The organism is uncultured Clostridium sp., assembly GCF_963527835.1.
Lineage (GTDB): Bacteria > Bacillota > Clostridia > Clostridiales > Clostridiaceae > Clostridium.
In genome coordinates this window covers 116,544-132,144 of sequence record NZ_CAURTC010000006.1, presented here as the reverse complement: position 1 = coordinate 132,144, position 15,601 = coordinate 116,544, and the positions used below count along the sequence as shown (strand labels likewise).

Below are 15,601 nucleotides of genomic sequence, written 5' to 3'. Positions count from 1 at the left end.
AGCTTTTAGCTGCTTAATCCTCTTTTTAAATGTCCTTGACATAGGGTCCATTTTACTAAGTCATAGCCCTTTGTTTTTTATACTATATTATATTAGATAAGTTTTTCATTAAGCTTTAATTATAAGAAAAATATATTAAAATTTACTTAATTAATTATTATAAATAAACTATTTATTTTTATAAATTTAATTAAAAATAAAGTTATTAATATTAGTAAATGCAATGGTTTATAGCTATGCATGGTTACTTTTACTGTAACTAATAATATAACTAATATTGTAACAAAATTAGCTACATATTTTATAACAAAATATGTAACGTTTTTATTATCTATAAATTTATATTATTAAAGTAATTTTGCGTTATTAAAACATATATATTACAATTATAATGAAATTTTAGTAAATAAAGGAGATTAATATAATGAAAAAGTTAATGCTTTGCTTATTATTTTTTACAATTTTTCTAATAGCATGCTCAGCAAATGATTCTAAAAGTACAAATAATTCGGTAGATGATAATTCAAATAAATCTGCTATAGAAAACTCTAATGATATTAATGAATCAGAAAATATAGAAAAAAATTCTGCTAATACTAATGATTCAAAAAATACATTACAAAATTCCAAGGATACTCATAAGGAAAAAGATAAGCCAAAAAATTCTAATGGCACTTCTAATGAAAAAGCAACATCTTCAAATCATAATTCAGCAGATGAAAATATTAAAGAAAAAGTTATAAATTATATAATTAATGGACAAGAAAATAAACCAGAAGCAGAAAAAATAAAGTGGAGTAAAACATTTTTAAATAAAGTTGATATTGAAAATTTATATAAGCAATATATGAAAAATGGGGGTAAAGCTGATGATTTAGAAAAGTTTGCTGATTATATGACCTTAAATGCTCCTATACCTAATGATTGGGAAAAATTATTTGAAAAAGATCTATATGACACATATGGAGAAAAAGTGGTCAGATTAGAGCATTTACAAGATGATTTGTATCAGGCCTATATAAAAAAAGATGGTGTAGAAATACCTTATGTTGTAGTCTCATCAAGAACAGGTTATTTCCATGGGTAGTTATTAAGTATAAGAAATTCGATAAGGCCACTGTGGAGACGTGTATTTTTTAGAGGTATATCTCTTTCCAAATGCAGTGTAGGAACAATGATACGGTATATGATTATTTTACATTTAAATTTTAGTCTCTGTTTTAAACCAGTGTTGATAATAGAACGTATAAAAGTGGACAAATTAATTTGTCCACTTTACTTCTTAATCCTAATAATTTAAAATTGTTCATAAACTCTAATTGATAAATTGGATTTTATATATTTCGGTTATCTTCAAACTGAGCACAATAAAAATCAAAACTAATCAAAAAACTTCCCCTTATAAAAATTCTCATTGTCAAGTTTCTTTGCCGTCAGCCTGAACATGACGCAGCCATCTGGGCATACAATATCCTTGCCATATTTACCATTTCCACCAATGTTCTCTAAATCTCCGCCACTTCTGACCGACTCCATGATTGGGAACATAATCATCATAACCTTGGAACAGATACCCTGTCCATCCGAATTTATGGGACAGCCATAGGTGCAGGTATACTTATCCCCCACTTCCTCACCGTTTCGGCAGTACCGCTCTGTATGGTCACTGCGAAGAAACCCAGTTACCTCAATTTCAAATTTGTACTCCTCATCATACCATTTTTTCATGATTAACCTCCAAATTCTAATTTATCGAACAGTTTAATAAACAACTCACTCGCATAATAATACGATTGTTCAATACTTTATATTCTTATTATACATAATTTATGGATTATAATTCCATTAATTATGTAAATAAAATTAAATTTATACAAATATCGGTTGTATTCTCTTAAAATCCTTTACCATAGTATAACTATGAGTATATTACTGTGAACTATCAAGTTTTTAGTTTTTACAGTTTCTTTATCTGTGCTAAATGTATTTATCCACTTATTCCATTTAAGGTAGTTATTTAGATATTTTGTTGCAACTCCATTAAACCTACTCATCCATCTTTTTAAATTGGAGTGAAGGCTGTTGATGTGTTGAATATGGTATATATCCTCTTTATGCCTACCTCTTTTAATTCTCTTATGTTCCAATTCCATATCTATAGCAAGTTGCATATAACTCTTGTGGCTATCTGTACATAGTATAGAATGCTCCCCTATACGATTACCATATAGACGTTTCAATTCGTTAGAAGTCATCCTGCCTGTGCATAATAACTCTATAATTAAATTACTTTGCCTATCAAGAGCAGTTGCAACACAAACTTGTTCTTTACTAATACCACGCTTTTTAATCTCTTTACCTCTATGACGAGAAGGTCTTGGCATATTTGTTGGTTTAGTTCCTTTATATGAGTAAGCAAAGAAAACTTCATCTGCTTCAACAACTCCATCAACAGAACCTGCACCAAGAAATTCACTAATACAGTTAAGTATTTTATGTCGCCAGTAAAAAGAAGTTGCAATATTAATTTCTACTTCTTCTGCTGATTTTCTTATGGAATAACCATTTAACATACACTTAGCATACCTAAGCCATTTATCTAAGGTTTTCTTACTTCTATAAGTAGCAGAGTTAGTTAAATCCGAGAAACTACGATGACAATTTCTACATAAATATCTCTGAACACCTTTATTTTTACCATTTCTAACTACATCAGTACCATTACAATGACAACAAACTCTGCCTTTAGAAAATCTCATTTCTTTAACTTCTTTAGTTATTTGTGCAACTTGAGAACCTAAAACAAGATATTCTTCTAATTGAGTTAATAGTTCTTGTTGTTCTTGTTCAGATAAGGCTTTTGCTTGTGCTAATACTGATGATACGTTATTCATAGATACTCCTCCTAAAATTGGTTATATTTGTATAATAACCCATTTTAATAAAAGTATCACAAATCAACATTTAAAACAGAACCAAATTTTAAAAAAGCTACTGTTATTAAAGTTAATGAGCAGTATTAACTTATTAATACTGCCCATTAACTTTAATATATAATTATATTTATTCAATATATTATATAGTTTATTTTTGGAAAGAAAATTTACAAATTACTTTTTAATTTTAAGAACTTGTCCAACAGAGATTTTATTAGGGTTAGTGATTCCGTTCCATGATTGAATTTGGCTCACAGTAACACCGAATTTTACAGCGATTCCACTTAAAGTATCACCAGATTTAATAGTGTATGTGATGTTTCCAGTAGATCCTCCAGAAGTTCCTTTTACTTTAAGAACTTGTCCAACATAGATTTTATTAGGATTACTAATTCCATTCCATGATTGAAGCTGAGCTACAGTAACACCAAACTTTACAGCAATTCCACTTAAAGTATCACCAGATTTAATAGTATATGTGCCATCTCCAGTAGATGGTGTAGATGGAGCATCCGCTTTCACTTTAAGAACTTGTCCAACAGAGATTTTATTAGGATTACTGATTCCATTCCATGATTGAAGCTGAGCTACAGTAACACCAAATTTTACAGCAATTCCACTTAAAGTATCACCAGATTTAACAGTATATGTGTTTCCACCAGTAGGTGGTGTAGTTGGAGTTGTAATAGAACCTCCATCAACTAAAACATTATACCATTGTTCAGCCCAAACACCTCTTTGAGGTTGATTAGGATTAGCAGGTCTTTCATAATTGTTTATAAATACCTTTGCTAAATAAGTAGGGCTATCTGTACTTTGAGTAAAGCTTTTAAAGTTCATTGGATAAGCTTTTGTTGCATAAAACTGTTGACTATTTTCAAGCTCCCATTGGATTCTTTTACATTGAGTATCAACAGTTTTATAATTTAGCCCATTTCTGTTTGCCCAATTAGTAAGATTAGATTTTGGTGTCCATTGTACTAAACCGTATCCTCCACCGCCGCCTCTTTCATTCATATCTGCGATAATTCCAGATTCTCCTTGCATATTTCCTAACATTGCACAAATAGAATTACTTGTCCAACCCTTGTTTCTAAAAAATGAATATATATACTTTGCATTTTCGTTCATATTTTCTGACATTTTATTATACCTCTCAATTCTAAATTAGTTTTTAATGTAAATTAAAAGTTAATTTAATCAAGCTTGATTTATAATTTACACTTACTAAAAGAGGTAATTATTAAATTATGTAAACCTAAATCTAAAAATTACTTTCTAGATTTCATATTTAAATAAAAAATATATTATTTATTAAAATGGCCTTATAGAATCCAAGGTATACTATAAGGCGTACCGCCAACATTTCCGACAAAACTCACTCTAAGGAACTAAATGGATAAAAAAGACGAGGAGATTTATTTATAGAACAATTTAATTTGAAATCAATTGGTAAAATTCATGTAGATGACAAAGGGATGAGATTAGTATTAGATATATTATTGGTTTAGCCTATATAGATGCTGATAAAATGATGAATGGTAATGGCTACACGCATGTAGGTTCGATTTGTAAATGAGTAAAAATTAACTTATTTTGAATTCATTAATAACAGCTTTTGTATTTTCAAATATCAAGGTTATTTTCTTAGAATTAAAATCATAATAATAAATTGCATTCGACATTGTAGGAGTGCTTCCTTTAACCTCTGCAATAATCTTAGATTTTGGAGTAGTACCTAAAAAATAAAATCCGTTTCCGCCTAATAAGAATTTTGGTTTTTTAACTAAACTAAAATTAGTATCTTCAAATTTATCATTAGGTTCTACAAGTATTTGCTCTGTATTATCATTTAAATTTAATAAATAAATTCTATTTATAGGCATATTATTTTCTATTGTTGTTGCATCAAATATAATCTTATTACCTTGATTATTAACAGATATATTATTTATATCTTTATCTGTTGAATATAGCAACTGTTTATTTTCTCCATTTTCATCATATTTAAATATCTTATGAATTGTCTTTTCTTGAGTTTCCATTTCATTAACTGAACGCTCTATTGTATATATTTTATGGTTATATTTATCCCAATAAAAATTAAATATATATACATCATTATCTTCATTATTCCATAATTCTGTTGTATTGTCTTTTAAAGAAAATACTCCAATTGTATAGCTTCTTGGATTTTTGGTAAGTGTTCTGAAAAATATTTTGTTATCACTTACATCAAATATATCACCGGCATACTCATTCCCTAATAAACCTATTGCTTTTTTGTCCTTATCTGATAGATCTACCTTATATATCTCATATTTTTTATTGCCAAGCTCTGAATAATATATTGTATTATTTATTTCATCTATACTAAAATCAGAATAATTTGTATTTTCCCTAGAAAAAATGTTTTTAACTAATTTATTATATATATTGTATATAATATAGGTTGTTTTATAATCTTTATCAGTATACATAATAGATATATTATTTTTAATATTAGCATTAACCTTAATAGTACTGGTATTACAATATCCTACTATTATTAATAATACCGCTGATATTATTATCACTATACCACCACTAAACAATGATTTTCTTCTCATAGCAATCCTCCTGCTTATAATATTAAATACATACTATTATATTGCTATTAAAATAAGTCAGATATTCTAAATTTATCTGACTTATTTTAATGATACTATTTAACATTAACCATGGAAGTATCTTCCTCTCAAATATCCTTCATCAAGAGAATGTCCAAATGATTTCCATCCAGTCTTAGTTAAATCTAATACAACGTCTTCTGGGCAATTACATACATCATATTTATAAAATTCTTTTGACTTCCCAGTAGTGTCATCATTTACGTATATTTTGGTTCCAGCTGGTGGATTATCACGTTCTTGGTCTGTAGCACAATCACTGCTAGTTAATTTTTTCTCATCATAACCTATTTTGCCCTCGCCATTATACCATGAAATATATCCTGAAGCCGAATAATATGTTGCATGTGCTGCTGTAGGTATAAATAGACAACTTAGCAATGCTGCACTCAATGCGCTAAATGCGATCTTTTTATTTTTTTGTTTTCATCTGTTCTTATGATACTATTAATGTCTTTAAATCATTCTTTAACATATTCAACATCAATTCCTACGAAAGAACTATAAGCCTTATTTCTATTGGCTATAATTGGCTTAACGTGATTAAAATTTTAAATTTATATTCAATTATTGCCTTAGCGTGGGATTTGTCGGAAATGTTGATGATACCCTTATATGGACTAATACTAAAATTTATAATTTAACGTTGAAATATAGATATCCTTTAAAGCAATATATCTCTAGCAAATGATAAAACATTCACTAGAGATATATTATTTATACTATAAGTTAAAAGTTTTCTTAACAACTACAGTGCTTTCTTCAACTGCATCATAAATCTTATCCATTTCCATGCATAAATTACTCATCTCACAGTTCTTGCATTTTTGTATTCCTAATTCTTTAGCGGAACATTCAGCACCTAAAAAAGCAGCCTTTAATATAACCTGATTCATTGCAAATTTATCAATAATTTTTTTGGTGATGAAATGGAACTTTCTGAAATTCCGATTAATGTTGGCGATACTATAAAAACATTTTCTGTTAACAATTCAAATGATAATTTAAATAACAATTATAACAAAATCATTTCAAATTCAATTGATAATAAAACTAAAAACAATTTTTATGCTCCAAAGGGACTTACTACTCCAATAGATGGTGAATTATTTAATATAAAACGTAGTTATCAATTCAGAGAATCTACTTTAAGAGAGTTAAATAAACTTAAAGCTATGGATTCTGATATAAATATTTATCTAAATCAAATTTTAGATAAAGCTATATGTTTTTATTATAATCATATAACAAAAGAAGGTTCTTAGAAAAAATTTAATCTTAAATTCTTTCTAAGTTAAAATAAGATAAGAAAAATAGTGAAATATATTGTAGTTGATATTATTAATTTTCTATCTTTTACATCATCAGAAGAATATAAAATAAACCATTTAGGCCACTTTAAATTCTTCATATAATAATATAACTCTTTGTGAAATAAAATAAGAAGACTAAATAAAAAATACATTACTAAACACAAACTATACAATATAAATGTTAATTTAGAGTTTCCTAAAGTAACAAATAAATAATGTCCTATTAAATTTAGTACTAAAATAGTAATTAAGGAACTTAATATACATATAAATTTTGATTTTACTTTTTTTATTAACCCAATAGGCATTAATTGAGCCATAGTAAAACCTGGAATGAAAATGCGTTGAAATGAATAATTATAATTTACTTCATAATAAGCATAATCCACTGGCTGCATGTCCCTTTTCAATATATAAAGAATAGCTGTTGAAAATATAAATAGTATTGATATTAAAGTATTATGCGAGTTTTCGCATTTCTTTTCAGACTTTTTTTTCCGTATTTCATGTAATAAAGTATTTACATTATCTTCTTTAAAAATTATAGGTTCAGTTTCATTAAATTCTGAATATTTATTACCAAATGCCCTCCCCTAAAACAGTTTTTAATTTTTTAAACTATATTACATATATTCCATATATCTTATCGCCAACCTTCCAGAAAAAGAATACTGCAAAGCTACAACTGCTGCTCTATCGAGCAAATCAGTATACATATTAACATACATAGCTGTTAATCCAATTCCTACTGAGAATAATTCAAATGAATTTGCAGTAATGCTAAATAATGCATCTAATATAATGCTAATTTCATCTTGAACATAAGTAGTATTAGGTTTTAATTAATAAATTCAAAGAATACTTTTATGTTTCCTCCACAAACCATTCCAAGTTTTGCAGAAGCAGAATTTGATAAATCATATTCTTCTAAAATGGATTCTTTTTCTTCAAATAACTTTAGTGCTCTTTTATAAACTGAATTTTCTACACTTCCCCCGCCAACAGTACCAATAAATTCTCCATTTTTATATACAAGCATTTTAGTTCCAGCATCTCTAGGACCTGATCCATGTTTTTCAATTATTGTAGCTAAAATCATTGGTTCATTTCTATTTAATATAGCATTAGAAATGTTATCTGGTATAGTACTTATTATTTTTTCATTCTTAACCTGTACTATTTCCGCTAAAATGCTTACTGCTAATTCTGCTGGTGTTTTTGCTCCTATACTAATACCTATTGGGGTATGCACTTTATCAATTTCTTCTTTTTTATATCCCGTTTCTAGTAAACTATTTATCACAAATTTTACTTTTCCTTTACTTCCAATCATGCCAACGTAGTAAAAATCATTTTCAAGAACTATTTCTAAACAAGTTCTATCATCTTTATGACCTCTTGTAACTATAACAAAATAAGTATTTTTATTAAATGTTACTTCCTTAAGTGCTTCACTAAAATCTTTGCATATAATCTTATCTGCAATAGGAAATCTTTCTTTATTAGCAAATTCTTTTCTACTATCAATTACTGTAGTATTAAACTCTAATAAATTAGCCATTTGACATAAAGGTAAAGCTACATGTCCTCCACCACATATAACCAAATTAAGCTGTCCTATAATATACTCTACAAATAATTTTATTTTATTATCTAATTCTAAAACATATGTCCCTTTATTAAAATCTACTCTGCTTAAAATTTCATTCCAGAAATTTTTAATACTATTGTCCTCTATAGATATATTTTCTTTACTTTTAAATAACTTCTGTCCTGCTATATTTTTACCATCATATTCTCCCTCTATAACAGTAACTACAAATGCTTCTTCATTTAACTTTAATTTTTTAAAAAGATCTTTATAAAAATTTTTCTTCATACTCTCTTACCTCACTATATTATTATACGATACCTTAATTAATTCTTCTTTAGTATCTATATCCTTAATTTCTATTTCATTTTCTATTGAAACTTTTTCTAAATCATCAAGATGTTTTTTCATAACTGCTTTTCCTCCGACATCACCTTTTAAATCCAACAATTCATTAATATATTTTTTAGAAAATATAGTTGGATTGCATAAGTTCCCATTAAATTCAACACATGCCATTCCTTTTTTACTTTTCACGAATCTAAATATCAAATTTTCTATAGTTTTTGATGATATAAATGGTTGATCACATACCATAAACATATATGCATCTGCTTCAATATCATTTTTCATTCCAAGCTCAATAGAATGAGATATTCCAAGTTCACTATTTCTATTCATAATAACTTCTATAGGCTTTTTTAATAACGCTGATTTAATTTCCTTATATTGAGTAACTAAAATTATCTTATTAAAATTTATTCTTAGGACTTCATCTATTACATTCATATACATTGGCTTATTATTAACAATAGTTAATAACTTGTTACTTTTAAACCTACTGCTGTTCCCTGATGCTAATAATATTAAATTTATTTTCATCATATTATTTTTAATTACACATAATAATATTGCTATTTTGTGTAACTTCCCTTCATCATTTTTTATTTAACTTTTTATATCCAATAGTAGCTGCACCAATTGCACCTGCAAACTGACTTAATTTATTAATTGATACTTTTTTGTTAAGATAACTTTCAAGGGTTGCTCTAAAAGCTTCAGAGGATGCAAGTCCACCACTAAAAAATATCTCATCTTGTAAATTCAATTTTTGCGCAAAATTAGCTGTTCGTCTACAGATTGAATGAATAATTCCGAGAGCAATATCCCCCCTATGAACATCTCTTGCAAGAAGGCTAATAATTTCACTTTCTGCAAAAACAGTACACATACTAGTTATATTTACTGGTTTTCTATTTTTCACAAAATCATCAATATCAGTTATATCTTCCTCTAAAATTCTCATCATAACTTCAACAAATCTACCAGTTCCAGCAGCACATTTATCATTCATTAAAAAATCTACAACATTTGAAGATTTATCTAATAAAATAACTTTAGAATCTTGTCCGCCTATATCTATAACCCCTTTAATACTAGGATTTAGAAAAGCTGCACCTTTTGCATGACAAGTTATTTCAGTAACAGTTTTATTAGCTTCTTCCAACAATTTCCTACCATAACCTGTGGCTATTGTATATTCTACATCCTTAGAATAAAGTTCATTATAGATTTTATAAATGCTTTCCTTTGGTTTTGCAGCTGTTTTTATAAGCATTGTTTTTACAATTGTTTTACCATCAAATAATACACCTTTTGTAGTTGTTGACCCTGAATCAATTCCTAAAGTATATTTACTCATAATTTACTTCCTCGTATATTCTTAACATTTGCATATTCCCATATAAAATTTAAAGCATCTCTATAAATGCAGCCATTCTAGTATTTAATTGACCAATATCATTCATAGAAAAGTCAGTTTCAACACTCATATAAGGCCTGCTTTTTTCATCATTTACAAATCTTTTAATTGATAAAGTTTCAACATTATATGTGTGACAAGCTGTTAATATCACATCAACTACAGCATCTACTTTGTATTCATCAATCATTTTATTAAGAAGTTTAATTCTATTTGGATTAGGAGTCATACAAGAACATCCAATAGATAAATATTTACGAGCAAGTGCATCATAAACATCTGGATTTTCTTCATCAACTAATTCATCAACTGCTTTCGCAACACTACAATTTTCAAAAGCAACTACATAAGCTCCATTATCTTCAATTGCTTTAATAACTTTTTCAGTAGCTCCGCCAATAGGACAACCAGTAATTAATATACGAGGCTTAGATTCATATTTTTTTTCCGATTCATATTCTGAATTAACCTTATTAATTAATTCCTCCATTTGATTTGGAATTTTTTCTTTGTCAAAGCTAAATGTTGTTCCATTTATAACTTTAAACATATCTTGTCCTAACATTGTAACTGGCTCTTTTTTACCTAATTCATAGAATTTCTTTAATGCTTTACGTTCATTATTTTTTATTTTAATTGCTTTTCTTATATCATCTTCTGTTATTTCTACATTAAACATTTCTTCTAAAGCTGATTTTAATCTAATAATTTCATTTTTCCATAATTTTAATCCATCTTCACGTTGAGAATTTGGAAGTTCCATAACATGTACAGGTTTAAACTCCGAAAGATATTCATACATTTTCTTTTTTCCATCACAAGTTGTTTCTCCAACAATTAAATCAGAAAAGAAAAAGAAAGGACATTTATCAGTTTTAGCAAACCCATAACTAGATTTTATTAAAGGACATAAATTACGCGGAAGATCTTGTTCTGCATCAGCTATAGTTTCATCAGATGTTGAACATACTGAAACAGTAGCTGCTCCCATAGCTAATCCTAATTCTTGTGGAAAATACGTACAGAATGCTCCAATTAAAGGCACATTCTTATCTTTAAGCTCTTTAGCCTTAATAAAAGCATTTCTTCTTCCTTCTGCAAATTCTTCAAATATCTCTGGTAAATTTTTTTGTAATTCCATAATACCCTCCATTTATTTATAATGTTTTTTATATTTTTTAAAATTACTCAGTCACCTTTGCTTATTCATATATGAAGCACATACTAAAACATATTCAAATTATTTAATAACTATAGCTTTATCACCTTTTTCAACAACTTGACCTATTATCCTAGCATATAGAGTGAAATTTTCCATTCTTGATAAAAATTCTTTTGCATGTTTTTCTGGAAGTGAAAGTAATAGCCCTCCTGATGTTTGTGGATCTATTAGCACATCTTGTAACTCTTGTGATATGTTTGATCCTACTGCAAACTTATCTTTTAAATAATCAAGATTATTGTACATACCTTCAGGTATAATTCCCATTTTGGCATAATCCAATGTTCCATCTATAATTGGTACAGATTCACTAAAAATTTCTATTGTTTTTTGACTTCCACTTGCCATTTCATAACTATGTCCAACAAGTCCAAAACCAGTGACATCAGTACATGAATGAATTTCTAATCCTGAAGTACATTCCTTAGCATACTTATTTAATGTAGACATAATTGATGTAACTTCTTTAATTTTATTTTCATCTATTAATTCTGCCTTAGCAGCAGTATTCATAATTCCTATTCCTAAAGGTTTAGTAAGTACGATTACATCTCCAGTTTTAGCATTACTATTTGAAAGTATTTCTTTTGGATGTGCAAATCCACTTACACAAAGTCCATATTTAGGTGTTGGATCAGCTATAGTATGTCCACCTGCAATTACTGCACCTGCTTCTTTTACCTTGTCATAACCTCCAGCAAGTATCTCTCGCATGATTGATATATCTAAACAAGATGGAAAACAAATTAAATTCATAGCTATTGAAGGATTTCCTCCCATAGCATAAATATCGCTAAGTGCATTAGCTGCTGCAACTTGTCCAAAAGTATATGGATCATCTACCATTGGTGGAAAAAAGTCTACTGTTTTTATTACTACCGTATCATCATTAATTTTGTATACACACGCGTCATCACTTGTATCAAAGCCTATAATTAAATTTTCATCTTCAAATTTAGGTAGACTACTTAATACATTTTGAAGAACTCCAGGTCCTATCTTAGCTGCACACCCTGAATTTTTAGTTAAACTCGTAAGTTTTATATCTTTTGACATGTCTTCTCTCCCCCTAACTTATTACTTTAAAATGTTTTTAATTTCTGACTATGCTTTAATATAATGTTGATATATTAAATAGGCGAAATAGTGCTATAATGAGACTATACTCATTTTTAGTGTTCCTAAGTTCGATTACTCAGTCCATTTTACTTATGCATATATCAACACACTTCTTAAACACATCTTAATTCTATATAGTAATAACTTTTGCTGCTTCTTTCATGTAATTAGATATTTCATACATGTTACTTACTCTTCCAACTTTCAATTCCTCTTCTAAGCCATAGAAATTAAGACATGTACCACATACTAAAATTTCAACGCCCTTATTTTCTAGTTCTTTTAAGTGTTCTACAACTTGTTCATTTAAGCTTGGTACTTTAACTCCATCATTCATAAATAAAATTGATTTTGGTAAATCATCAGATTCCACCATTGTGTAAAAATACATTTTCATAAGTGACTTTCCAAGGTCTTCACTTCCAGAACCTATAATTTCTTTACCAACAAATATTGACCATGTACCTAATTTATCTTTTTTAATTTCCTCTATTATTTCATTACACTCTTCGCAAATTTCTGATTCATTATTCTGGGCCTTATCTTTTAAAAAATGTACTTTAAATATTCCATTAACTTCTTCTGATTTTGTTTCAAAGTTCATACTATTTCCTAATTTTTTTAAATTTTCATTAGCTATTTTATTATCAATTTCAACTACAAAATCAATATTTCCATTATCAATTTCCTTCTTTGCCATTATTACAGGTATTGGACAGTTCTTTCCCTTTGCATTAATTATTTTATTCATAATAAATCCTCCTAACCATACTCTTCTAAATTTGCTGTTTGTCCTAATTTTACATTTGGAACAAACTAAAATCGGACTATACTTTTTTACATGTAAATTTAAAAATAATTGTTTACATTATAGTATAATGACGCAGTGGCATTGGAATTTGCTTTTTAGAATTCTTAAAGTAAATTCCTAAGTCCACGAGCTTTATACTATAATATAAACTTAATTTTTAAATTACTTAATTTATATTTTGTTTTTTAGTTCATGTCGATATATGCAATATGTGAAGTAGCATTGCAATTGGACTTTGAGAATTCTTAATGAGTATTGTCAAATTTACTGCTTGTCTAAATTTTATATTTGGAACAAGCTAAAATTGGACTATACTCATTTTTAGTATTCCTAAGTTCAATTGCTCAGTCTGCTTCATGTATGCACATATCAACATTCTACTAAAACTTAAAATTACTCAAATGCAGAATTGCTTCTAAAACCCCTCCCCCTATTGATCTAGCTTTATCTGAAATTGTAAAACAATGATTTTTTTCACATCTTGGATCAATGTCTCCACTCTTCATTCCCTTAAAAACATTGACATCTTTTTGAAGCATTCCACGTACTATACCATCCAATTTTGCAAAAACTGGAATTCCATTAACATATGCTACAATATCACCCTTGTTCACATAATCTCCTATTTTAGAAACAGGTTCTATTTTTCCATCATCTATAGCTCTTATTATTCTTTCTTTACTATATCCACCAATTTCTCCTGGAACTCCTGTATTTGGTATAGCACTTCCTTTATATATAGGTTTTCCTAAATAATGACCTCGTTTCGTTTCAATAACACAATGACAATCAACGCCTGCTGTAAATCCAGGACCTAAAGCGATTACAATATTAGCATCATCAATTTCTGTACCTAAATTTTTCTTAGCTATAATAGCATCAATTATTACTTCTGGCTTAATTTCATCTATTATTTCTGCCTTTTCATCAACTACAATTGCCACATTACCTTCTTCAACAATCTTATTTATGTCTTTTTTATTTGAAGCAAGTACTGCTGTTATACCCTCAACTTCTACTTTTTTATCATAAACAGCTTGTGAAAAAGCTACTGTTCGTCTTACTGTAGTTGGCTCTGGAATTTCTGTCATAACTATATCAAACCCGCATTTTTTTAATCTAGTGGCAACTCCAGTTGCCAAGTCTCCAGCACCCTTTATTACTATCATAATTCCGTACTCCTTTTAATATTTATAAACTATATACTTTAAATTTTTATGAACTGATTTAATTACTCAATCCACTTTTTCTTATACATATATCACATTCCGTTAAAACTTTATGCTTTTAAATATCACCTTTAAAAGTTGTTAATATTAATTCATTAACTCCTAACTTTAAAAATTCACTTAAAATATTCCTACCTATATTTAGTTTTTCACTATCATCTACTTTATTTATAATTACTTTATAATCACACTTAACATTTTTCTTTTGACCTTTTTCACTTAATAGAATCTTAGCTACATCTTCTTCATTGATTTTATGTTCTTCATCTACATTTAAAAACTTTGTAACTAATTCTTTTCTATGACACGTCTCTTTAATGCTTTTCCCTACTGCATCAATACCGCATACCCCTATAACTAAATTACTTTGTTCTAATATTACTGGCTCATGATTTGCAGGCATTTTTAAAGGTAATCTTTTAGCTCCATCTGCTTCTATCAATAAAAAATCACAATACTCTATTAGCTCTCTAGTAAATTCAATTGAAAAACCTTGTATTTTTTCTACCTTTACTTCTTCAACACATTGAATATTTTCTTTATTTATTAAATTGCTGTATTTATGAACATTAGATTTATTAATACATTTCTGTCCTACAGTAATCATATTTTTGCTATACAATAAATTTAAAACATCATCTTTTTTATCTGTTAAAACTACATTTTCTTCAGGCATGTGCATATGGGTTGTAGTAGTTATAATAACCTTTTTTCCTAATTTACTTAGCTCAGAGCCTAATTCATATATCAAGCTTGTCTTACCGCCACCCCCAACAAATGAAATTATCATTTTTTTATTAATATCTATATTTAAGGCTTGTACTAGTGATGTTACCTTATTTATTTTTCCATTCTCACATTTTAAAAATTTCATATTATGTTAACTTGTCTCCTTTATGTGCTTTTTTAATTTTAAACCTTATTGTATTAATTTATTATTTAAAAAAAA

16 protein-coding genes are annotated in these 15,601 nt (G+C 27.9%); 2 read left to right on the top strand and 14 right to left on the bottom strand.

Going from position 1 to position 15,601, the window contains the following annotated elements; all coding sequences use genetic code 11:
* Positions 1 to 424: 424 nt before the first annotated feature.
* Positions 425 to 1,087, top strand: coding sequence for a hypothetical protein (locus RYM86_RS05635; protein WP_315078528.1), 663 nt, complete (start codon positions 425 to 427; stop codon positions 1,085 to 1,087).
* A gap of 293 nt (positions 1,088 to 1,380) precedes the next feature.
* On the opposite strand, the gene RYM86_RS05630 is transcribed toward RYM86_RS05635, so the two are convergent.
* The 6 genes from RYM86_RS05630 to RYM86_RS05605 form a co-directional block, all read right to left on the bottom strand.
* On the bottom strand, positions 1,381 to 1,728 hold the full coding sequence (locus tag RYM86_RS05630; RefSeq protein ID WP_315078526.1) for a TIGR04076 family protein: 348 nt from the start codon (positions 1,726 to 1,728) through the stop codon (positions 1,381 to 1,383).
* A gap of 141 nt (positions 1,729 to 1,869) precedes the next feature.
* Positions 1,870 to 2,894 (bottom strand): IS1595 family transposase gene (locus RYM86_RS05625; protein ID WP_315078523.1). Its coding sequence is split into 2 segments (ribosomal slippage): positions 1,870 to 1,925 and positions 1,925 to 2,894, totalling 1,026 coding nucleotides; the frame shifts between segments, so codons are not numbered across the junction.
* A 216-nt stretch (positions 2,895 to 3,110) separates the two neighbouring features.
* Positions 3,111 to 4,079, bottom strand: coding sequence for a phage tail tip lysozyme (locus tag RYM86_RS05620; RefSeq protein ID WP_315078521.1), 969 nt, complete (start codon positions 4,077 to 4,079; stop codon positions 3,111 to 3,113).
* 443 nt (positions 4,080 to 4,522) lie between these two features.
* Positions 4,523 to 5,545 (bottom strand): hypothetical protein, encoded by a 1,023-nt coding sequence (locus RYM86_RS05615; RefSeq protein WP_315078518.1) that lies wholly within the window; start codon positions 5,543 to 5,545, stop codon positions 4,523 to 4,525.
* Positions 5,546 to 5,650: 105 nt separating this feature from the next.
* Positions 5,651 to 5,998: a hypothetical protein gene (locus RYM86_RS05610; RefSeq protein WP_315078516.1), complete on the bottom strand. Its 348-nt coding sequence runs from the start codon at positions 5,996 to 5,998 to the stop codon at positions 5,651 to 5,653.
* Between the two features lie 329 nt (positions 5,999 to 6,327).
* Positions 6,328 to 6,501 (bottom strand): hypothetical protein, encoded by a 174-nt coding sequence (locus RYM86_RS05605; protein ID WP_315078514.1) that lies wholly within the window; start codon positions 6,499 to 6,501, stop codon positions 6,328 to 6,330.
* A 33-nt stretch (positions 6,502 to 6,534) separates the two neighbouring features.
* Between RYM86_RS05605 and RYM86_RS05600 the strand changes: the two genes are divergently transcribed.
* Positions 6,535 to 6,870 carry a hypothetical protein gene (locus RYM86_RS05600; RefSeq protein WP_315078513.1) on the top strand — a complete coding sequence of 112 codons (336 nt, stop codon included), beginning with the start codon at positions 6,535 to 6,537 and terminating at the stop codon, positions 6,868 to 6,870.
* A gap of 886 nt (positions 6,871 to 7,756) precedes the next feature.
* Here RYM86_RS05600 and RYM86_RS05595 read toward each other — a convergent pair.
* The 8 genes from RYM86_RS05595 to yqeC form a co-directional block, all read right to left on the bottom strand.
* A complete protein-coding gene (locus RYM86_RS05595) occupies positions 7,757 to 8,797 on the bottom strand; it encodes an XdhC/CoxI family protein (RefSeq protein WP_315078511.1) in 1,041 nt (346 codons plus the stop codon).
* Positions 8,798 to 8,803: 6 nt separating this feature from the next.
* Positions 8,804 to 9,394, bottom strand: a complete 591-nt coding sequence (locus tag RYM86_RS05590) for a nucleotidyltransferase family protein (RefSeq protein ID WP_315078509.1) — start codon at positions 9,392 to 9,394, stop codon at positions 8,804 to 8,806.
* 52 nt (positions 9,395 to 9,446) lie between these two features.
* Complete coding sequence (locus RYM86_RS05585; RefSeq protein WP_315078507.1) at positions 9,447 to 10,211, bottom strand: acyl-CoA dehydratase activase; 765 nt, start codon at positions 10,209 to 10,211, stop codon at positions 9,447 to 9,449.
* A gap of 49 nt (positions 10,212 to 10,260) precedes the next feature.
* The gene (locus RYM86_RS05580) at positions 10,261 to 11,412 is read right to left on the bottom strand and encodes a double-cubane-cluster-containing anaerobic reductase (RefSeq protein WP_315078505.1); all 1,152 of its coding nucleotides are present in this window, start codon (positions 11,410 to 11,412) and stop codon (positions 10,261 to 10,263) included.
* Between the two features lie 99 nt (positions 11,413 to 11,511).
* Positions 11,512 to 12,549: a selenide, water dikinase SelD gene (gene selD / locus RYM86_RS05575; protein ID WP_315078503.1), complete on the bottom strand. Its 1,038-nt coding sequence runs from the start codon at positions 12,547 to 12,549 to the stop codon at positions 11,512 to 11,514.
* Between the two features lie 193 nt (positions 12,550 to 12,742).
* Entirely contained in the window at positions 12,743 to 13,363 is a 621-nt protein-coding gene (gene yedF, locus RYM86_RS05570) for a sulfurtransferase-like selenium metabolism protein YedF (RefSeq protein WP_315078501.1), read from the bottom strand.
* A gap of 440 nt (positions 13,364 to 13,803) precedes the next feature.
* Positions 13,804 to 14,592 carry a selenium-dependent molybdenum cofactor biosynthesis protein YqeB gene (yqeB, locus tag RYM86_RS05565; RefSeq protein WP_315078499.1) on the bottom strand — a complete coding sequence of 263 codons (789 nt, stop codon included), beginning with the start codon at positions 14,590 to 14,592 and terminating at the stop codon, positions 13,804 to 13,806.
* 118 nt (positions 14,593 to 14,710) lie between these two features.
* Positions 14,711 to 15,526 carry a selenium cofactor biosynthesis protein YqeC gene (gene yqeC / locus RYM86_RS05560; RefSeq protein ID WP_315078497.1) on the bottom strand — a complete coding sequence of 272 codons (816 nt, stop codon included), beginning with the start codon at positions 15,524 to 15,526 and terminating at the stop codon, positions 14,711 to 14,713.
* Positions 15,527 to 15,601: the final 75 nt, after the last annotated feature.

Excerpts from the sequence above, each read along its gene's own strand:
- RYM86_RS05635 (WP_315078528.1), top strand. The coding sequence starts at position 425 with ATGAAAAAGTTAATGCTTTGCTTATTATTTTTTACAATTTTTCTAATA.
- RYM86_RS05630 (WP_315078526.1), bottom strand. The coding sequence starts at position 1,728 with ATGAAAAAATGGTATGATGAGGAGTACAAATTTGAAATTGAGGTAACT.
- RYM86_RS05620 (WP_315078521.1), bottom strand. The coding sequence starts at position 4,079 with ATGTCAGAAAATATGAACGAAAATGCAAAGTATATATATTCATTTTTT.
- RYM86_RS05615 (WP_315078518.1), bottom strand. The coding sequence starts at position 5,545 with ATGAGAAGAAAATCATTGTTTAGTGGTGGTATAGTGATAATAATATCA.
- RYM86_RS05605 (WP_315078514.1), bottom strand. The coding sequence starts at position 6,501 with ATGAATCAGGTTATATTAAAGGCTGCTTTTTTAGGTGCTGAATGTTCC.
- RYM86_RS05600 (WP_315078513.1), top strand. The coding sequence starts at position 6,535 with ATGGAACTTTCTGAAATTCCGATTAATGTTGGCGATACTATAAAAACA.
- RYM86_RS05595 (WP_315078511.1), bottom strand. The coding sequence starts at position 8,797 with ATGAAGAAAAATTTTTATAAAGATCTTTTTAAAAAATTAAAGTTAAAT.
- RYM86_RS05590 (WP_315078509.1), bottom strand. The coding sequence starts at position 9,394 with ATGATGAAAATAAATTTAATATTATTAGCATCAGGGAACAGCAGTAGG.
- RYM86_RS05585 (WP_315078507.1), bottom strand. The coding sequence starts at position 10,211 with ATGAGTAAATATACTTTAGGAATTGATTCAGGGTCAACAACTACAAAA.
- RYM86_RS05580 (WP_315078505.1), bottom strand. The coding sequence starts at position 11,412 with ATGGAATTACAAAAAAATTTACCAGAGATATTTGAAGAATTTGCAGAA.
- selD (WP_315078503.1), bottom strand. The coding sequence starts at position 12,549 with ATGTCAAAAGATATAAAACTTACGAGTTTAACTAAAAATTCAGGGTGT.
- yedF (WP_315078501.1), bottom strand. The coding sequence starts at position 13,363 with ATGAATAAAATAATTAATGCAAAGGGAAAGAACTGTCCAATACCTGTA.
- yqeB (WP_315078499.1), bottom strand. The coding sequence starts at position 14,592 with ATGATAGTAATAAAGGGTGCTGGAGACTTGGCAACTGGAGTTGCCACT.
- yqeC (WP_315078497.1), bottom strand. The coding sequence starts at position 15,526 with ATGAAATTTTTAAAATGTGAGAATGGAAAAATAAATAAGGTAACATCA.